The following is an 18,223-nucleotide window of genomic DNA, read 5'->3' as shown; positions in this document are numbered from 1 at the left end:
TTGGCGGGCCGTGTCGGTTGACGTTTTTTTAAATCGATTTAGAAGACATCGCGCAACAGGAGGCCTGGCGGTGCCGGCAACCGGAACGTCATCCACGGAGCTGAAGCGCGGGCGCTGGGCCGTCGCCGCGATCTTTCTTGTCAACGGGTTTCTGGTGGGATCCTGGGCGCCGCAGATCCCGGTCACGCTCGACCGCCTGCAGATCAGCGAATTCACGCTCGGCCTCCTGATCCTGGGCTTCGGCGCCGGCGCGCTGATCGCCATGCCCACGGCCGGCTACCTGATCGCCCGGCACGGCTCGGCGCCGGTGGTGCGCGTGCTGGCGCTTGCCTGTTCGTTCGGCCTGTTAGGTGTGGTACTGGCGCCCGGAATTGCCAGCGTGGCGCTGGCGCTGGTGGTGTTCGGCGGGCTGATCGGCGGCACGGACGTGTCGATGAACGCCAACGCGGTGGGGGTGGAACGCCGGCTCGGGCGCGCCATCATGTCGTCCTCGCACGGATTTTGGAGCCTCGGCGGCTTTGTCGGCGGCGGGCTCGGCGGTTTCGCCATCGTGGCGCTCGGCGCCGTGGGCCACGGCCTCGCCGTGACTGCGATCGCGCTTTTGGCAACGGTGCTGGCGACCCGCCATCTGTCGGGCGAACCCGTGCCGGCCGCGGCGCCCGGCCGGCGCTTTTCATTGCCGCGCAACCCGCTGGTCTACCTGGTCGGGGTGATCGCGCTGTTTTCCATGGTGCCGGAGGGCGCGGTGCTCGACTGGGCCGCGCTTTATCTGCGCCAGGAACGCGGCGCGGACCTTGCCACGGCCGGGCTCGCCTTTGCCGGTTTCTCGGGAACGATGGCGCTGATGCGCTTTGCCGGCGATGCGGTGCGCGACCGGCTCGGCGCGGTGACGACCTTGCGGGTTTCCGGCCTGGTCGCCGCCGCCGGCATGATGGTGGCGGCCTGGTCGCCCGATCCCGCGCTGGCGATCGTCGCCTTTGCCCTGTCCGGACTGGGTATCGCCAATATGGTGCCGATCGCCTTTTCCGCCGCCGGCAATCAGGACGACATCTCCGCCGGCGCCGGGCTGAGCACGGTGACGAGCATGGGATATGCCGGGCTGCTGGTGGCGCCGTCGTTGATCGGCTTCATCGGCGAGCACACCGGATTTGCGCCGATCTTTGCGGTGCTGTCGGGACTGCTGGTGCTCGTCGTGCTGATGGCGGGCTTGGCCAGAAAGGCCGAATTCGCGCGCGGCGGACCGTCTCACTCGGCCGCATAGCGCGTGAGCCCTTCATGCAGAAAATCGGCGACCCGGCGGATGCGCGGGCTCGTGCGCACGTCGCCATGCATGGCCAGCCACATCGGCAGGACGGGTAAGCGCATTTCGGGCAACAGCGTCTCGACGCCGTCGTCGCGGACGATCAGCGGGCGTTGAAAGAACCCGACGCCGTTGCCGGCGCGGATCGCCTGCCAATAGACGATCTGGCTGTCGCAGCGGAAGCGGAAGGCATGACGGTCGGCCTCGACGCCGAAACGGGCAAAACCCTCGATAATGCTTGCGTCGCGGTCGAAGCCGACAAGGTCGTGGGCGACGAGCTCGTCGGGTTGTCGCGGCCGGCCGCGACGCTCCAGATAGGCCGTGGCGGCGCAGGCGACGAGCGGGATGTCGGCGATCTTGCGCGCGACCAGGTCGAGCTGGGCGGGTTTGACCATGCGGATCGCGATATCGGCGTCGCGGCGCAGCAGGTTTTCGACCTGGTTCGAGGCGACGATCTCGATCTCGATGCCGGGCTCCTCGAGCGCCAGCGCGGCGGCGAGCGGCGGCAGGGCGTAGGCGGCCATCACCTCGCTGGCGGCGATCCGCACCGTTCCCGAGACCTGTTCGCTCGTGCCCAGCGCGAGCCGGGACAAGGCCGCGGCGTGCTCGCGAACGACGCGGGCCCGGTCGAGGAGCGCGGCACCATCCTCGCTCAGCACATAACCGCCACGGCCGCGCCGGAACAGCGTCACGCCGAGCGCGCGCTCCAGTTCCGCCACGTGCCGGCCGAGCGTGGGCTGGCTGGCCCGCAGGGTGCGGGCGGCCGCCGACAGGCTGCCGGCCTCGGCCACCGCCACGAAACTCTTGATCAGGTTCCAGTCGAGATCGTCGACCATCCGGCCACGCTATTATTTGATTTTGAATATCAAACCTGCATGCAGCAGCAATTTCAATTCAAGGAGGAATAAAGCATCGTGCTCCCGACATGGCAAGGGAGCTTCACATGCACACAATCGTCATTCTCGGCGCGGCGGGACGTATCGGCGATGCGGCCGCGCGCGCTTTCCTGGATGCGGGCTGGCGGGTCAAGGGCGTGGCACGGGCTGCCAAGGCGGCGGCGCTGGCGCCGGGCGTCGAAGCCGTGCAGGCGGATGCGTTCGACCGCGAGGCGCTGGCGGCGGCCTGTCTTGGCGCCGACATTGTCCTCAACGCGCTCAATCCGGCCTATACGCAGTGGCAGGAAAAGGTGTTGCCGATGGCTGAAAACGTCATCTTCGCCGCGGAACGGGCCGGCGCGACGCACATGGTGCCGGGCAATGTCTATAATTTCGGCTACGGGATCGGGCTCGACACGACGGAGGACGCGCCCCAGGTCGCCTCGACGTCGAAGGCGCGCATCCGGATTGCCATGGAGGAGCTGTTCGCGGCGCGGGCGCGCGAGCGCGGCGTGCGCACGATCGTGCTGCGCGCCGGCGATTTCTACGGCGGACAGAAGCCTGAAAGCTGGCTCGACATCTTCATCCTCGCCAAGCTGCGCAAGAATATCTTCACCTGGCCGGGCCCGATGGATGTGCCGCATGCTTTTGCCTACCTGCCGGATCTGGCGCGGGCCTTTGTCATGGTGGCGGAAAACCGCGGCGGTCTGGCGACCTTCGAGCGGTTTCATTTTGCCGGCCATACGCTGACGGGCACCCAGTTCAAGGCGGCGACGGAACAGGCGCTCGGGCGTCCGCTGACGCGACGCGGCGTGCCGTGGACCCTGCTGCGCGCGGGCGGGCTCGTCGTGCCGCTTTTGCGCGAGGTGGCGGCGATGTCCTACCTGTGGCGCACGCCGCATTCGCTGGATGGCGGGCGGTTCGCCCGCCTGATCGGGCCGGAGCCGACCACCGATCCGGCCACGGCGATCGGCCAGGCGATCGCCGATCTCGGCCTCGATGCCCCGCGGCGGCGGGCCGCCTGAGCCGCGGGGCGGTCGGCCAGCCCGGTCGGCCCGGTCAGATCCGGCCGAGCAGGGCCAGGATCAGGATCACGAGCAGGATCGCGCCGACAAGCCCGGACGGGCCGTAACCCCAGGCGCGCGAATGCGGCCAGGCGGGGACGGCGCCGATCAGGATCAGGATCAGGATGATGATGAGAAGTGTGCCGAGCGTCATGACGCTCCCTCCAATGCGTGACTGATCCCCATCAATGCGCGAGAGGCCGCTGCGGTTCCCATCGAGGCGTGGAGCCGGCTGCGCTGCCGCAGCCGGTCGTGGCGCCTATTCCGCCGCCTTGGGATAGCCCGACGACAGGTCGACATCGGGCTTTTCGGCCGTCTGCGTATCCTTGCCGTTTCCACGGCGGCGGAAGAGCCGGTTGAGGAAAGCCGAGACCCGGGACTCGTTGCTGCGGGTGAAGATCATCAGCAGCGACGGGGTGACCACCAGCGTCAGCACGGTGGAAAAGGCGAGGCCGAAGACGATCGAACTCGACAGCGCGATCCACCATTGCGTCGACGGCGCGCCGTAGGTGGTCTCGTGGTTCATCAGTTCCAGATTGACGCCGAAGGCGATCGGCAGCACGCCGAGGATCGCCGTCACCGCCGTCAGCACGACCGGCCGCGCGCGTTCGCGGCAGGTCTGCAGCACCGCGTCGAGCTTGTCCCAGCCCTCGTGGCGCAGGCGGTCATAAGTGTCGATCAAAACGATGTTGTTGTTCACCACCACACCGGCGAGCGCGATGATGCCGATGCCGGTCATGACCACGCCGAAGGGCTGGCCCATGATCAAAAGCCCGAGCAGAACGCCGATGGTCGACATCACTACCGCCGACAGAACCAGGCCGACGGAGGTGAATTTGTTGAGCAGCGCCAGCAGCACCACGAAGATCAGGAACACGGCGGCGCCGAACGCCTTCGACAGGAATTCGCCGGCCGCCTTCTGCTCCTCGTCCTCGCCGGCGAGTTTCCAGCGGATGCCGCTGGCTTCGAGATCGGCCGCCTCGAGATTGGCGATCACTTTCTGGCGCACGGCGTCGGCCTGAACGCCCTCGCGGATGCCGGCGTCGACGATGACGGTGCGCACGCCGTCGATGCGGGTCAGGATGCCGGTGCGCAATGCCGGCTCGCGTTTGACGAAATTGGAAATCGGGACCGAGCCCTGGGCTGTCTCCACCCGCAACTGGTCGAGCGTGGCGAGCGTGCGCCGGTCCTCCGGCAGCCTCAGGCGGATGTCGACGGCATCGTCGGCGCCGGCCGGCCGGTAGTCCGACAATTTCAAGCCGGTGGTGACGAGCTGGACCACGGTGCCGACCGAGCCCGGACCGATGCCGTATTGCGCCGCCTTGGTGCGGTCGACCTGAATCTCCCAGTCGATGCCCGGCGGCGGCAAGCCGTCGCCGATGTCGATCACGTCGGGCACGGTCGTCAGCATGGCGGCCGTCTCGCGCGCGACCTCGTCGAGCCCGGAGGGATCGTTGGCGGAAAGCTGGATCTGGATCGCCTTGCCGGTCGGCGGTCCGGCGTCGGGCACGGAGACCTCGATCTCGGCGCCGGGTATGCCGGTCATGGCGACGCGCAAATCTTCCAGGATGGCGCTTGCCGGCTTGCGCTCGCGCCAGTCGAGGAATTCATACTGGATGACGCCGACCACGTCCTCGTCGATCTCCGCACCGCCGCCGCGCACGCTGCCGACACGGGTATAGACGGTCTCGATGCCGGGCCAGCCGAGGATGCGCTCCTCGGCCTGGCGCACCAGCGCGTCCTGCTCCTCGAGCGAGAGATTGCCGCGTGCATGCACGTAGAGAAGGCCGTATTCCGGTTCGACATTGGGGAAGAACTCGACCCCCTTGCCATAGGTGGCGTAGGCGTAGGGCACGGCGACCAGCGCGGCGAGCGAGACGAAGGTGACGATGAACGGGTGGCGCACGGCACGCCGCACGAAGCGCATGTACCAGCCGTCGCGATGCTCCTCCTCGATCACCGGCTTGGCGAACAGCGCGCCGAGCGCGGGCGTGAAGACCAGCGCGTAGATCAGCGACGACGACAGCGTGACGATCAGCGTGATCGGCATGAATTTCATGAATTCGCCGACGATGCCGGGCCAGAACAAAAGCGGCGAGAAGGCGGCCACGCGCGTCGACGTCGCCGCCACGACCGGGCCGGCCATGCGCTTGGCGGCGAGCGAGAACGCCTCGGTCTTGGGCATGCCCTCGGTCATGCGCCGCTCGGCGAACTCGGTCACGATGATGGCGTCGTCGACCAGCATGCCGACGGCCAGGATCAGCGAGAACAGCACGACGATGTTGACGGTGTAGCCGGCCAGCGACAGCCACATGATGCCCATCAGGAAGGAGGCCGGGATGGCCAGGCCGATCAGCATCGAGGCGCGGCCCGACAGCGCGTACAATATGACCACGAAGACCAGGATGACGGCGGTCAGGACGCTGTTTTCGAGGTCGCCGAGAAGCTGGCGGATGACGGTCGACTTGTCCTGGCTGAAGGACACCGTCGCGCCTTCGGGCAGGATCTCCTGGAACTGGGTGGCGACCGCCTTAACCTTGTCGACCGTCTCGACCAGATTGGCGCCGGTGCGCTTGGACACCTCGATGGCGATCGCCGGGCGCCCGTCGAGCCGGGTGATCGTCTCGGCGTCCTTGAAGGTGGAGCGGATGGTGGCGAGATCGCGGGCGCGCACGACCGCATCGCGATCGGCGACGATCGGCAGATTGGCCACATCCTCCACCGTCTCGATCAGCGACGGCACCTTGACGGCGTATCGGCCCTCGTCGCCCTGCAGCGCACCGGCGGCGACCAGCGAGTTGTTGGCGTTGACGGCGGCGATCAGCTGGTCGAGCCGCAGCCCGTAGGACGACAGCTTGACCGGGTCGATGATGACCTCGACCAGATCGTCGCGCGCGCCGCGCAAGGCCGCGTCGAGCACGCCGGTGACTTCCTCGATGCGGTCGCGCAGTTCGCGCGCGGCCGCCGTCAGCGCCCGTTCGGGCACGTCGCCCGACAAGGTCACGACGAGGACGGGAAACTCGGAGACGTTGACCTCGTTGACGCTCGGTTCGTCGACCCCCTGCGGCAGGTCCTGTTCGGCGTCGGAGACCTTGTTGCGCACGTCCTCGAGCGCCTTGTCGAGGTCGGCGCCGGCCTGAAACTCGACCACCACATTGCCGCCGCCCTGATAGGCGCTGGACCGCATCTCCTTGATGCCGCTGATTGATTTCAGCCGCGTTTCCACGGGGCGCAAAAGCAGGCGTTCGGCATCCTCCGGCGAGATGCCCTGGTAGGTCATGCTGACATAGATGATCGGGATCTGGACGTCCGGCTCGGCTTCCTTGGGAATGGCCTGATAGGCCATGGTGCCGGCCACCAGGAAGAACAGCAGGATCGATATCGTCAGTCGCGCATTGCGGATGGCGTAGTCGACGATGCCCATGGCGCAGCCGTCAGTTGACCGAGCCGGCCAGCTGGCCGACCAGGCGCTTGACCGTTTCGGCGTCGGCTTCGACGGCGTTGACCTCGTCGCCCGTCTTCACCAGATCCTGACCGGCGACGATGATGCGCGCGTCGTCGGGAATGCCGCCCAGAACCAGGCCCTGCGGCGTGTCGTCGATCAGATCGATCGGCACGAAATCGACGATATTCTGCGGCGTGACGGTGCGCACGCCGAGATCGCCGGTTTCCGACAGGGTGACGACGGAGCGCGGCAGGAACACCGATTGCACCTTGTCGGCGCGCAGGCTGATCTCGGCGGTCATGCCGGCCGGAATCTCCAATTGTGGGTTGGCGATCGCGATCTCGACGCGAAAGGTGCGCGTCTGGGGCGAGGCCTCGCGGCTGATATAGCGCAGCGTGCCTTCCAGGCTCCGGCCGTTGACCAGCCTCACCGTGGCGGTGTTGCCGATCTCGAGTTCGGCGAGGTCGTGTTCGCTGACTTGGCCGACGGCCAGGATCGGATCGAGGCTGAGCACGGTCGCGATCTCGGCCCCCTGCAGGATGGCGCTGCCCTTTTCCACCGCGACGCGGTCGACAAGGCCGGCGAACGGGGCGCGGACCGTATTGCGGGCGAGTTCGGCTTCCGCCCCTTCCAATTGCGAGCGGGCCTGCGCCAACGCGGTTTGCGCGCCGTCGAGACGGAGCTTTGCCATGTTGCCGGACTTGGCCAGCCGCTCGGCGGCCTCGGCCTCGGCCTCGCGCTGGGCAAGCATGGCCTTGGCCATGTCGACGGCGGCGACCTTGCCCTCGGCGTCGAGACGCATGATCAGGTCGCCCGCGTCGACGGGACTGCCCTTTTCGACCGGCAGTTCGGAAACGATGCCGCCGACGCGGGCGGCGAGCCTTGTGCGCTTGTTGGCTTCCGTCGTTCCGGAGACGCGGATGGTGCGGGCGTGCATGGTGCGTGGCGGCACCACAACGGCCACCGTGCGCAAAGGCGTCTCGACGGCGGGCTTGTTGTCCTCGGCCGGCTGGCTCTCGCGTTCGGGGATCGCGCTGCCGACCGAGCTGAATTCACCCGTCAGAATCCAGCCCGCCGTCGCGGCGAGCACGATGACAGCAGCCAGCTTGTGGTATTTAATTCTCGGCATGCGTGGTTCCCGCGCAAACGTTCCGCCATTGGCGCGCCGGGCGTTGTGGCGCTGGGCTCATGTGGTCCTTGAAGCGGCCAGGTTCAATCGGCGAGGGATATCCACCTTCTCCCGGCGGCGGTTGTGTACCGCAATTGTTCCCTCGAAAAAAGACACTTTGTCGTCAGGTCCGGCCACAGGCGGGTATGGCCGGTCACCCGGCCGGGCAGGGCGCGCCGGCCGCCGCCCAGCGTTCGATGGCCCTGAACGTGTCTTCGGCCGACCCCGGCGCCGGTTCGCGCCCCGGTCCCGGGTTCCAGCCCCAGCCGACCAGCGGGTCGTCGCGAACATGGGCCGCAATGTCCTCGAGCGTACGTGCGCCATTGCGCTCGGGATCCTTGATCTGGGCGCAGATCTCGGCCGAGGATTTTTGCCACCAGGCCATCTCCGCCGGCGCGAGATGCCATAAGGGCGCGCCGGGTGGCCCGTGCAACTTGCTGGAATTGCTTGAGAAATGACACGAGGCGCAGCGCAGGGCGGCATTGCCGAAACCGGAGCCGTCCTCGCCTCGCGTGATGTTGAAGGCGTGGAGGCGTGTGGCGCCGTAATGCGGACCGGACCAGCGCGGATAGGCATCCTCGACATGGCAATTGGCGCAGCGCGGATGCGACAGGACGGCGACGATCCCGTCCCATTCGGCCAGGCCCTTTTCGCGATCGACGGCGATCGCATCGTCGTCGACGGCCGGCGCATCCTGCGCGTGGACGGGGCTTGCCGCCAGCACCGCGATGACAGCTGCTGTCAGCAATCTCGCCAAAACGGTCATGCGAAATCGACCTCGCGGGAAAGCGGCAGCGACCGAACGCGCTTGCCGGTCAGGGCGAAGACGGCGTTGGCGAGCGCCGGCACGGCCGGCGGCGTGCCGATTTCGCCGACGCCGCCCATCTTGTGGTAATTCTGCAGGATCGCGACCTCGAAAGCCGGGCACTGGTGGATGCGCATGGCGTCGTAATCGTGAAAATTCGACTGTTCGGCCATGCCGTCGGCAAAGGTGATTTCCTGGCCGATCGCCGAGGATAGGCCGAAGATCGCGCCCGAGGTCAATTGCGCCTCGATGATGCCGGGATCGAGCGCGGTGCCGACATCGGCGACGATCCAAACCTTTTCGATGCGGATGCCGGCGTCGGTTTCCGCGACCTCGACGACCTCCGCCACCCAACTGCCGAAGGAAAGCGTGAAGGCGAAGCCCTTGGCGCGACCGGCGGGAAGCGTTTCGCTCCACTTGGACAGCTCTGCCGCCTTCTCGACCACTTTGACGGCGGCCGGATGGTCGGTCATCAGCTTCAGCCGCGTCTCGACCGGGTCGAGCCCGCCGGCAGCCGCCAGCTCGTCGAGGAAGGATTCGTGGAAATAGCCGTTGAAGGAATTGCCGACCGAACGCCAGAAACCGACCGGCACGCCGGTATCGGCCTTGACCGCCGCCACCCGGTAGTCGGGGATGGTGTAGGGCTGGTCGAACGCGCCTTCGGCGATCGTCTTGTCCGGTCCGAGCGGCGAGAGCGAGGGGAAGGTCCGTCGCAAAGTGCTGGCGATCGTCGACGGCGAGGCGATCTTCATGTCGACCGCTTCGGGCAGGCCGTCGGCGCCGAGGCGGGCGCGGAACCGTCCCATCGCCGCCGGGCGGTAGGTGTCGTGGCGGATGTCCTCCTCGCGCGTCCAGATGACCTTGACCGGCCGGCCGCCGGTTTCCTTGGCGAGCAGAGCGGCGAACATGGAATAGTCCATCTCGCCGCGCCTGCCGAAGCCACCGCCCATGAAGGTCGTGTGCACGCGGGTGTTTTCGGTGTCGACGCCGGCCATGGCGGCGCAGAGCTGGCGGGTAAGGGTCGGCATCTGGTTCGGCGACCAGACCTCCAGCAACCCGTCCTTCAGCCGCGCCGTCGCGTTCATCGGCTCCATGCAGGCATGGGCCAGGAAGGGCACCTCGTATTCGGCCTCCACCACCCTGTCCTGGGGCGCGTCTGCAAAGGCGGTGTCGACATCGCCGTCGTCGCGCAGCGCATCGCCGGCCTCGGCCGCCAGCGCCTCGCGCAGAAAGGCCGACATCGCGGCGCTGTCTTGCGGATAGTCGGCTTCGCCCCATTCGACCTCGATCGCTTCGGCGGCGCGGAAGGCGGCCCAGGTGTTTTCGGCGATGACGCCGAAACCATGGCCGTAGCTGGTGTCGATCGGCACGATCTTGACGATTCCGGGCATTTTTTCGGCCTCGGAAAAATCGGCCTTGACCGGCTCGGCCCAGAAACGCGGGCTCATCCTGACCGTGCCGTAGAGCATGTCGGGCAGGCTGACATCGACGCCGAAGATCGGCGCGCCGGTTACCTTGGCGCGCATGTCGGTGCGTTGCTGCGCCTTGCCGAGCAGGCGCCAGTCGGCCGGCTGTTTGAGGCGCACATCGGAAGGCGGGTCCAGGCGCGCGGCATCGGCCGCGACCTCGCCATAGGAAAGCGTACGGCCCGTCGCCTCGTGGGTGATCGTGGCATCGGCGGTCGCAAGCGTGCCGATTTCCACGTCCAGCCTCGCGGCGGCGGCGGCCAGCAGCATCTGCCGGGCGGCGGCGCCGGCGGTGCGCATCTTGTCGAACCCGTCGCGCACCGACGTCGAGCCTCCGGTGCCCTGGAGGCCGAGAAACTTGCCGAATGCACCCATGCCGCCGCGCATCAGCTCGGCGACCACGCCCTCTTCGAAAAACGGAAACGGTCCGCCCTCGGCCAGCATCTCGGAATTGTAATAGGCGTAAGAGGCCGGGCCGTGTTCGACGGTGACGGCGTCGAGATCGACGTCGAGCTCTTCGGCCACCAAAGCGGCCAGCGTCGTGGCCACGCCCTGGCCCATCTCGGCGCGCGGCGCGATCACCGTGATGGCATTGTCGGCGCCGATCATCACATAGGGATTGAACGTTGTCTCGCCTTCGGCGAGTTCGTCCTCCAGCGGGTTGGGATAGGGGCGGCGATAGACATAATACCCGACGGCCACCCCGCCGGCGACGGCGGCCGCGCCGATCAGGAAGGTGCGCCGGGCGATCTTTCCGAGAGAGGCCATGGCTCAGGCTCCCGTTCTGGCTTTTTCGGCGGCCGCGCGCTTGATCGCGGCACGAATGCGCGGATAGGTGCCGCACCGGCACAGATTGCCGGCCATCGCGTTGTCGATGTCGTCGTCGGTCGGGTCCGGTATCTCCTCCAGAAGCGCATGGGCGCTGACGATTTGCCCGGCCTGACAATAACCGCATTGCGGCACCTGTTCGTCGAGCCATGCCTGTTGCACGACGGAAAGCCCGTCCGCTCCGGCCAGCCCCTCGATCGTCACCACGTCGCCTTCCACCATGCCGACCGGCAGCGCGCAGGAACGCACCGGCGTGCCGTCGACAAGCACGGTGCAGGCGCCGCAGGCGGCGATGCCGCAGCCGAATTTAGGGCCCGTGATACCGGCGAGGTCGCGCAACGCCCACAGCAGCGGCATGTCCGGGTCGGCGTCGATATCGATCGGGTTTCCGTTGACGGTGAGGCGCATGGGGATACCCTTCGTTGTCATCCAGTGCCTTTCGGGTCTCGCCGGGGCGAGACCGTCGTTGGACATACTGACATTTTCTGTTATTTTGTCAATCAACTTGAGTGCAGGGGCTTTTGAGCATTGCCGTGAAGCAGGATTTGAAGACCGTCGCGCCGGGGGCGGACGAGGCGCGTCGCGATCGTATCGTCGAGGGCGCGATCAAGGTGTTTCTGGCCTATGGTTTCCAGCGCACCACCATGGACGACATTGCGCGCGCGGCGGATCTGTCGCGGCCGGCGCTTTATCTCGACTTCAAGAACAAGGGCGACATCTACCGGGCGATCGCCGCGCGCAAATTCGCCGAATCGACCCGCGCGCTGGAACGGGCTCTGACCGGCGGCGGCGATATCGAGGCCAGGCTGATGGACGGTCTGGACAAGAGCCTGTTTTCGATGATGCGGGTGTTTTTCGAAGCGCCGCACGGTGCGGAAATCCTCGACGCCAAGAACAGTCTGGCAGCCGATGAAATGGCCGCATGGCGCGACCGCTTCCTCGCCATCGTGGCCGCTGCGCTTGCCGCGGAGGCGGCCGCGCGCGCGGTCGATCTCGGCGCGCGCGGCTTTTCGCCGGAGACACTGGCCGCGCTCCTTCTCGATGGGATCGAAGGCATGAAGGCGCGCGCGGCGGGGCCGGAGGAATGGGAACCGGCGGCGCGCCGGCTGGTGCGGCTGGTCGGTCTCGCCCTTCAGCCCTGATCGCGCATGGTCGCCGGTTTCGGCCGTCCGGCCAGAAACTCGCGGACCCGCCGGCCGAGGGCGTGTGGGCGCCCGTGCGGCCGCTTGTCGAGTTCCTCCTCGATCGGCAGGGTCTGGCGCACGCCGACGGCGTCGAAATTCTCGTCCAGCCAGTCCTGGGCGGCGGAGCGGCCGAGATCGCGCAGATATTCCAGGAACGCCCATTCGGCATTGACCTTGGAGGCGGCCGTCAGGTCCTTCAGCGCCTCGTCGGCGTCGATGCGGTGCATGCGGATGTCGCGATAGTCGCCATGGCCGAGCCTGCCGGCGGCGATCAGCTTTTTGACGAACGCGATCGCGCGGAACTCGCTCAACAGCGCGGCATTGAAGGTGATCTCGTCGATCCGGTTCTGGATTTCGGTCGCGGTGACGGGGGTGGTCTCGCGGGCGACCGGATTGATCTGAACAAGAAGCAGGTCTTCGACCCGATTCGCCTCGAAGAAGGGATAAAGGGCCGGATTGCCGCCGTAACCGCCGTCCCAATAGGGTGTGCCGTCGATGGTCACCGCCTGGAACATCTGCGGCAGGCAGGCCGAGGCCATCACCACGTCGAGTGACAGATCGGCGGTGGAAAACACTTTCAGCTTGCCGGTATGGACATTGGTGGCGGATACGAAGAGTTGAATCGCGTCGCAGGCGCGCACGCGGTCGAAATCGATTTCGTGTTCGACCACGTCGCGCAGCGGGTTGATGTTGAGCGGGTTGGCGGCATAGGGCGACAGGGTGCGCGACATGGCTTCGAACCAGAGATAGCCGGGCGTGTTTTCCACCGACCAATTGCCGAGCGCCACGTCCCAGGGCATGCGCTGGACAGGGCTGAAGCGGCCCTTGCGGGCGACCGAACGCCAAAAGTCGTGCAGCTTGGCGCGCGCGCCGTCGGCACCGCCCCTGACCCAACCGTCGGCGAGCGCGACGGCGTTCATCGCGCCCGCGCTGGTACCGGAGATCGCGGCGATGTCGAGCCGGCCGTCTTCGAGCAGGCAGTCGAGCACGCCCCAGCTGAACGCGCCGTGCGAGCCGCCGCCCTGAAGCGCGACATTGACCGTCTTGCGGTCTGCTCCGCCGCCTTTTCCAGCCATCATTGCAACTCTCGTTAGCGCCAGCGCAGGGCCGGCCTCACGCGGCCGTCCAGCCGCCGTCGACCGAAATATGCGTGCCGGTAATCTGGGCCGCGGCGTCGGAGGCGAGGAAGGCGGCGGTCGCGGCGATCTGCTCGACCGTGGCGAATTCCTTGGTCGGCTGCCTGTCGAGCATGACCTCGCGCACGACGGTCTCGCGGTCCATGGCGTGCGCCTTCATCTGATCGGGAATCTGCGCCTCGACCAGCGGGGTCAGAACATAGCCGGGACAGATCGCGTTGCAGGTGATCTTGTGCGTGGCGAGTTCGAGCGCCACCGTCTTGGTCAGGCCCATGATCCCGTGCTTGGCCGACACATAGGCCGATTTGAAGGGCGAGGCGACGAGGCCGTGCGCGGAGGCGATATTGACGATGCGCCCGGTGCCGGCCCTCTTCATCAGCGGCACGGCGGCGGCGATGGTGTGGAAGGCCGAGGACAGGTTGATGGCGATGATCGCGTCCCATTTTTCCGGCGCAAAATCCTCGACCGGAGCCACATGCTGGATGCCGGCATTGTTGACGAGGACGTCGACCGTGCCGAAGCGCTCGGCGGCGGCCGCGATCAGCGCCCGGCACCGGTCCGGCTTCGACATGTCGGTCTGGATGTACACCACCTCGCCCGCATGGTTTTGCGACAGCTCGGCGGCAAGTGCGTGATCGCGACTGTCGTCGGTGTAGGAATTCAGCACCACGTTGAGGCCGTCGGCGGCGAACCGTTCGGCGATGGCGAGGCCGATGCCGGACGTGGAGCCGGTGACGAGGGCGGTCTTGCGCTGGCTCATGGGCGAAATCTCCTTGCGTGCTCGATCGAGATCATCTTCTCGTGCGTCATGCTGCGATGCATTAGCAAACTTTGTGCAATGCACAAATGGCAAGCTTCCGATGGCATTTCCAGTCGCCAGGCATCACGATTTTCGTGATAAGGATGTTCTGAGGACGCGGTTGACATCGCCGTGCCGCTTCGCCAACTCGGCACCAACGGTAATTCCACATGGGAGCCCGGCCATGACCGGCTATCTTTCCGCCCCGCTGCCGCGCCGCCGATCGGTCGGCGTCACGGTCGGATCCGTCCTGGTCGGCGGCGAGGCGCCGGTCGTGGTCCAGTCGATGACCAATACAGACACCGCCGACGTCGACGCGACCGTCGCCCAGGTGGCCGCGCTGCACCGCGCCGGTTCGGAGCTGGTGCGCATCACCGTCGACCGCGACGAAAGTGCTGCCGCGGTCCCGAAAATCCGCGACCGGCTCGCGCGCCTGGGCATCGAGGTGCCGCTGATCGGCGACTTCCACTATATCGGCCACAAGCTGCTCGCGGATCATCCGGGCTGCGCCGAGGCGCTGGCGAAGTACCGCATCAATCCCGGCAATGTCGGCTTCAAGGAGAAGCGGGACCGCCAGTTCGCCGATATCGTCGAAATGGCGATCCGGTTCGACAAGCCGGTGCGGATCGGCGTCAATTGGGGCTCGCTGGACCAGGAATTGCTGACCCGGCTGATGGACGAAAACCAGCAAGCCGGCTCGCCGCGGACGGCGGCCGAAGTCACGCGCGAGGCCATCGTGCAGTCGGCGCTGCTGTCGGCCGAACTGGCCGAGGAGATCGGGCTCGGGCGCGACAGGATCATCCTGTCGGCCAAGGTGAGCCAAGTCCAGGATCTCGTCGCCGTCTACGCGGAACTGGCGCGGCGCTCGGACCACGCGCTGCATCTGGGCCTGACCGAGGCCGGCATGGGCACCAAGGGAGTGGTGGCCTCGTCGGCCGCCATGGGCCTGCTTTTGCAGCAGGGGATCGGCGACACGATCCGCATTTCGCTGACCCCGGAGCCGGGCGGCGACCGCACGCGCGAGGTTCAGGTGGCGCAGGAACTCCTGCAGACGATGGGCTTCAGGCAGTTCGTGCCGGTGGTGGCGGCCTGTCCGGGCTGCGGCCGCACGACGTCGACCGTGTTTCAGGAACTGGCGCAGAAGATCGAGGGCGACCTGCGCCGCAACATGCCGGTGTGGCGCGACAAATATCCCGGCGTCGAAGAGCTGAAGGTGGCGGTGATGGGATGCATCGTCAACGGACCCGGCGAGTCCAAACACGCCGATATCGGCATCTCGCTTCCGGGGACGGGCGAGATGCCGGCGGCGCCCGTGTTCATCGACGGCCGCAAGGCGGCGACCCTGCGCGGCCCGGCGATCGCGGCCGAGTTCGAAAAGATGGTCGCCGACTATGTCGAACGCCGGTTCGGGCGCGCCGGCGCGGACGCGGCCGAATGAGGCGACCGGCCCGTCGCGTCAGGCGGTGCGGGCCATGTCGCCGCCGCGCAGCCAGGTCTCGATCTTGATCGAAAGCTTGTTCGGCGACACCGGCTTGGACAGATAATCGTCCATGCCGGCATCCAGGCATTTGTCGCGATCGCCCTTCAGAGCATGGGCGGTGATGCCGATGATCGGCGTATGCTCTCCCGTTTCGGCCTCGGCCCTGCGAATGGTTCGCGTCGCCTCCAGGCCGTTCACCTCCGGCATCGAGACGTCCATCAGCACGATTCTGGGCCGCAACGACCGGTGCATCTCGACGGCCATTCGACCATTGGAGGCGATGCGGTAGGACAGGTCGAGACCGTCGAGTATCTGCCGGAAAACCAGCTGGTTGACTTCGTTGTCCTCGGCCACCAGCACGTCCAGATGCGGAGGTTTGCGCAGCGAGGCCGCCGAGATGCGGCGTTCGAGCGCCTGCCCGGGCGCGGCGCGTTCGCGAGAGGTCGGCGCGTCCGGCGCGTGATCGGATGCGGCGGCGGCCGCGCGTGCGGATTGCAGCACGGCCACGATCGCTTCCAGCAGCGCGGATGAGCGGGCCGGCTTCGGCAATTGCGCGGCGATGCCGCATTCGGTGGCGAGCCGGCTGACATCGGACTGATCGACCGAGGTCAGGAGCAGCATCGGGATCGCGGCGGTGGCCGGATCGGCCGAGATCGCGCGCGCGGTCTCGACGCCGTTCATGCCCGGCATCTGGTAGTCGAGGACAACGCAGTCGACCCGCGCGCCGAGTTCCGCCGCCCGCTTGAGGAAGGCGAGTCCGGTTTCGCCGTTTTCGACGGCCGCGCATTCGAAACCCCAACTGTGCATCTGCTCGGACAGAATGTCCCGATTGATCGGGTTGTCGTCGACGATCAGGACACGAGCTCCCGAGACGTCGTAGGGCACGGGTTTGCTGCCGGTGTCGGTCTCGTCGACCGGCAGGTGGACGGTGAAGCGGAAGACCGATCCCTTGCCGAGCACGCTTTCGGCCGCGATGTCGCCATCCATCAGCTCGACGAGGCGCGAGGCGATTGCGAGGCCGAGCCCGGTGCCCTCGTGCTTGCGCGTCGAGGAGGCGTCGACCTGGGCGAATTTGTCGAAGACGCTGGCGAGCTTGGCCTCGGGAATGCCGATACCGGTATCCTCCACGCGCACCGTGACCGTCGCGATCCCCTTTTCGACGGTGCCCGACACGTCGATCAGCACGTGGCCCTTTTCGGTGAATTTCACCGCGTTGCCGACGAGATTGGTGACGATCTGGCGGAAGCGGCCGACATCGCCGGTGACGGAGGCCGGCAAATGCGGATCGACCCGCACGATCAATTCGAGATCCTTTTCCGCGACCCGGGCCGAAACCAGCGTGGCGACGTCCTCGATCGCCTCGCCGAGGCGGAAGGGCGCCGGGTCGAGCTCGAGCTGGCCCGCGTCGATCTTGGAGAAATCGAGGATGTCGTTGATGATCGTCAGAAGCGCGCCGCCCGATTTCAAGATCACGTCGACGAACATCGCCTGGCGCTTGTCGAGTTCCGAGCGCGACAACAGTTCCGCCATGCCCAGCACGCCGTTCATCGGCGTGCGGATCTCGTGACTCATATTGGCCAGGAATTCGGACTTGGCCCGGTCGGCGGATTCGGCCCGTTCGAGCGCGGCCTCAATCGATTCGTGGGCTTCTTGCAGATTTTCGTGCGTGGTGGCCACCTTGAGCATCATCGGATCGAGCACGCGAAGGCCGACCAGCGCGCTCGCCAGAACGATGGTGAGCCCGACCAGCACCATGAACCACTGCAAGGTGGTGTAGCTGTAGGCCATATCCTCGCTCAGATCGTCCTGGATCAGCGCCAGATGCGGCTTGATGGTGCGATTGGCGAGTTGCTGCAGCTCGCGGAAGACGCGCTGCGCGCTCGGTGTCGTGTAGTCGGCGAAAATCTCCAGACGGTTGGCCAACGTCAGCACCTGGCGGATTTCCGCTTTCAAGGAGATGCCGGTGCCCCTGTCGTCCCAGACCTGGCGCACGGCCAGCGGAGCCCGCAGGCCCGAAATCGCGTCGAACACGGTGTTGATGTGTTCCAGTGCCACCTGGTCCGCGCCGTCGCCTTCGGCGATGGCGATGCGCCGGCTTTCGAGCATCCCGCGCTCGGCGCCGGACGATTTTTCCAAGGTGTCGTAGGCCTGCTCGAGCCGCGCGAGGGCCGCCGTCAACTCGGCATGAACGGCGTTGATGTCGGCCGGTCCGGCCGCCCCGAGCGGTGCCGGGCCGGCAAGGGATGTCGTGGAGGCGGTGGCGCGATCGGCCGTCTGCGACCGCTGATTGGCGCTCAGATGTTCCAGACGCAGCGACTGGTAGATGACGTCGCTGGTCGCTTCGGCCATATAGCTGATCACGGCGCCGAACTTGACGTCGATCTTGGCGTTTTCGAGCTTCCACAAGATGAAGCCGGTCCCGGTTGCAACTGCCAGGACGAAGCTGATCAAGACCATATAGAGGCGCCCGCGCATATAGGCGCGCGTTATCATCGAGGACATTGACGCATCCAACCTCGTACTCGAACAGATGTGTCAAATTGAATGCGTTGAATTAAATTCAGCTTAACGCTGTGCCGCAGGGCCACTGCAACCCCGGGTGGACATGTGGACGACTGCGGCTGGCGTCATCGGCTTGCTGCGCCGGACCGTGCGAACCGTCTTTGCCGGAGG

At 66.7% G+C, this 18,223-nt stretch carries 14 protein-coding genes; 4 read left to right on the top strand and 10 right to left on the bottom strand.

What is annotated here, in order from left to right; genetic code table 11:
• Positions 1-70 precede the first annotated feature (70 nt).
• Positions 71-1,261 (top strand): MFS transporter, encoded by a 1,191-nt coding sequence (locus EP380_RS08520; protein WP_127597995.1) that lies wholly within the window; start codon positions 71-73, stop codon positions 1,259-1,261.
• Here EP380_RS08520 and EP380_RS08515 read toward each other — a convergent pair.
• Positions 1,246-2,136: a LysR family transcriptional regulator gene (locus tag EP380_RS08515; RefSeq protein ID WP_127597993.1), complete on the bottom strand. Its 891-nt coding sequence runs from the start codon at positions 2,134-2,136 to the stop codon at positions 1,246-1,248. The two genes, EP380_RS08520 and EP380_RS08515, sit on opposite strands and share 16 nt — an antisense overlap.
• 107 nt (positions 2,137-2,243) lie before the next feature.
• Between EP380_RS08515 and EP380_RS08510 the strand changes: the two genes are divergently transcribed.
• Positions 2,244-3,200 carry an NmrA family NAD(P)-binding protein gene (locus tag EP380_RS08510; RefSeq protein ID WP_164749802.1) on the top strand — a complete coding sequence of 319 codons (957 nt, stop codon included), beginning with the start codon at positions 2,244-2,246 and terminating at the stop codon, positions 3,198-3,200.
• 34 nt (positions 3,201-3,234) lie between these two features.
• Here EP380_RS08510 and EP380_RS08505 read toward each other — a convergent pair whose 3' ends face one another.
• The 6 genes from EP380_RS08505 to EP380_RS08480 all read right to left on the bottom strand — a co-directional run bounded on the left by EP380_RS08505 (position 3,235) and on the right by EP380_RS08480 (position 11,359).
• The gene (locus EP380_RS08505) at positions 3,235-3,393 is read right to left on the bottom strand and encodes a DUF3309 family protein (RefSeq protein WP_106570247.1); all 159 of its coding nucleotides are present in this window, start codon (positions 3,391-3,393) and stop codon (positions 3,235-3,237) included.
• Positions 3,394-3,498: 105 nt separating this feature from the next.
• Positions 3,499-6,663 carry an efflux RND transporter permease subunit gene (locus EP380_RS08500; protein ID WP_127597989.1) on the bottom strand — a complete coding sequence of 1,055 codons (3,165 nt, stop codon included), beginning with the start codon at positions 6,661-6,663 and terminating at the stop codon, positions 3,499-3,501.
• A 10-nt stretch (positions 6,664-6,673) separates the two neighbouring features.
• Entirely contained in the window at positions 6,674-7,813 is a 1,140-nt protein-coding gene (locus EP380_RS08495) for an efflux RND transporter periplasmic adaptor subunit (protein WP_106570240.1), read from the bottom strand.
• A 193-nt stretch (positions 7,814-8,006) separates the two neighbouring features.
• Positions 8,007-8,600, bottom strand: a complete 594-nt coding sequence (locus tag EP380_RS08490; protein ID WP_238719784.1) for a hypothetical protein — start codon at positions 8,598-8,600, stop codon at positions 8,007-8,009.
• Between the two features lie 14 nt (positions 8,601-8,614).
• Positions 8,615-10,891: a xanthine dehydrogenase family protein molybdopterin-binding subunit gene (locus tag EP380_RS08485; RefSeq protein ID WP_127597985.1), complete on the bottom strand. Its 2,277-nt coding sequence runs from the start codon at positions 10,889-10,891 to the stop codon at positions 8,615-8,617.
• 3 nt (positions 10,892-10,894) lie between these two features.
• On the bottom strand, positions 10,895-11,359 hold the full coding sequence (locus EP380_RS08480) for a (2Fe-2S)-binding protein (protein ID WP_106570237.1): 465 nt from the start codon (positions 11,357-11,359) through the stop codon (positions 10,895-10,897).
• 125 nt (positions 11,360-11,484) lie between these two features.
• On the opposite strand from EP380_RS08480, the gene EP380_RS08475 reads away from it, so the two are divergent.
• On the top strand, positions 11,485-12,093 hold the full coding sequence (locus EP380_RS08475; protein ID WP_238719783.1) for a TetR/AcrR family transcriptional regulator: 609 nt from the start codon (positions 11,485-11,487) through the stop codon (positions 12,091-12,093).
• Here the strand turns inward: EP380_RS08475 and EP380_RS08470 are convergent.
• Both EP380_RS08470 and EP380_RS08465 read right to left on the bottom strand, forming a co-directional pair.
• Positions 12,084-13,211 (bottom strand): patatin-like phospholipase family protein, encoded by a 1,128-nt coding sequence (locus EP380_RS08470; RefSeq protein ID WP_127598238.1) that lies wholly within the window; start codon positions 13,209-13,211, stop codon positions 12,084-12,086. The genes EP380_RS08475 and EP380_RS08470 overlap by 10 nt on opposite strands.
• A gap of 37 nt (positions 13,212-13,248) precedes the next feature.
• Positions 13,249-14,031, bottom strand: a complete 783-nt coding sequence (locus EP380_RS08465; protein WP_127597983.1) for a 3-hydroxybutyrate dehydrogenase — start codon at positions 14,029-14,031, stop codon at positions 13,249-13,251.
• Between the two features lie 223 nt (positions 14,032-14,254).
• Here EP380_RS08465 and ispG point away from each other — a divergent pair, with 223 nt between their 5' ends.
• Positions 14,255-15,508 carry a flavodoxin-dependent (E)-4-hydroxy-3-methylbut-2-enyl-diphosphate synthase gene (ispG, locus tag EP380_RS08460; RefSeq protein WP_106570234.1) on the top strand — a complete coding sequence of 418 codons (1,254 nt, stop codon included), beginning with the start codon at positions 14,255-14,257 and terminating at the stop codon, positions 15,506-15,508.
• Positions 15,509-15,526: 18 nt separating this feature from the next.
• Here the strand turns inward: ispG and EP380_RS08455 are convergent, their stop codons facing one another.
• Positions 15,527-18,052 (bottom strand): hybrid sensor histidine kinase/response regulator, encoded by a 2,526-nt coding sequence (locus tag EP380_RS08455; RefSeq protein WP_238719782.1) that lies wholly within the window; start codon positions 18,050-18,052, stop codon positions 15,527-15,529.
• Positions 18,053-18,223: the final 171 nt, after the last annotated feature.

Origin of the sequence: Nitratireductor alexandrii, from assembly GCF_004000215.1 — a bacterium.
Lineage (GTDB): Bacteria > Pseudomonadota > Alphaproteobacteria > Rhizobiales > Rhizobiaceae > Mangrovimarina > Mangrovimarina alexandrii.
The sequence above is the reverse complement of the archived record's forward strand: the minus strand, read 5'-3'. Positions and strand labels throughout refer to the sequence as shown.

Bases quoted from the DNA above. Each gene is read 5' to 3' on its own strand.
- EP380_RS08515 (WP_127597993.1), bottom strand. From the start codon at position 2,136: ATGGTCGACGATCTCGACTGGAACCTGATCAAGAGTTTCGTGGCGGTG.
- EP380_RS08510 (WP_164749802.1), top strand. From the start codon at position 2,244: ATGCACACAATCGTCATTCTCGGCGCGGCGGGACGTATCGGCGATGCG.
- EP380_RS08505 (WP_106570247.1), bottom strand. From the start codon at position 3,393: ATGACGCTCGGCACACTTCTCATCATCATCCTGATCCTGATCCTGATC.
- EP380_RS08500 (WP_127597989.1), bottom strand. From the start codon at position 6,663: ATGGGCATCGTCGACTACGCCATCCGCAATGCGCGACTGACGATATCG.
- EP380_RS08495 (WP_106570240.1), bottom strand. From the start codon at position 7,813: ATGCCGAGAATTAAATACCACAAGCTGGCTGCTGTCATCGTGCTCGCC.
- EP380_RS08485 (WP_127597985.1), bottom strand. From the start codon at position 10,891: ATGGCCTCTCTCGGAAAGATCGCCCGGCGCACCTTCCTGATCGGCGCG.
- EP380_RS08480 (WP_106570237.1), bottom strand. From the start codon at position 11,359: ATGCGCCTCACCGTCAACGGAAACCCGATCGATATCGACGCCGACCCG.
- EP380_RS08470 (WP_127598238.1), bottom strand. From the start codon at position 13,211: ATGGCTGGAAAAGGCGGCGGAGCAGACCGCAAGACGGTCAATGTCGCG.
- EP380_RS08465 (WP_127597983.1), bottom strand. From the start codon at position 14,031: ATGAGCCAGCGCAAGACCGCCCTCGTCACCGGCTCCACGTCCGGCATC.
- ispG (WP_106570234.1), top strand. From the start codon at position 14,255: ATGACCGGCTATCTTTCCGCCCCGCTGCCGCGCCGCCGATCGGTCGGC.
- EP380_RS08455 (WP_238719782.1), bottom strand. From the start codon at position 18,052: ATGTCCTCGATGATAACGCGCGCCTATATGCGCGGGCGCCTCTATATG.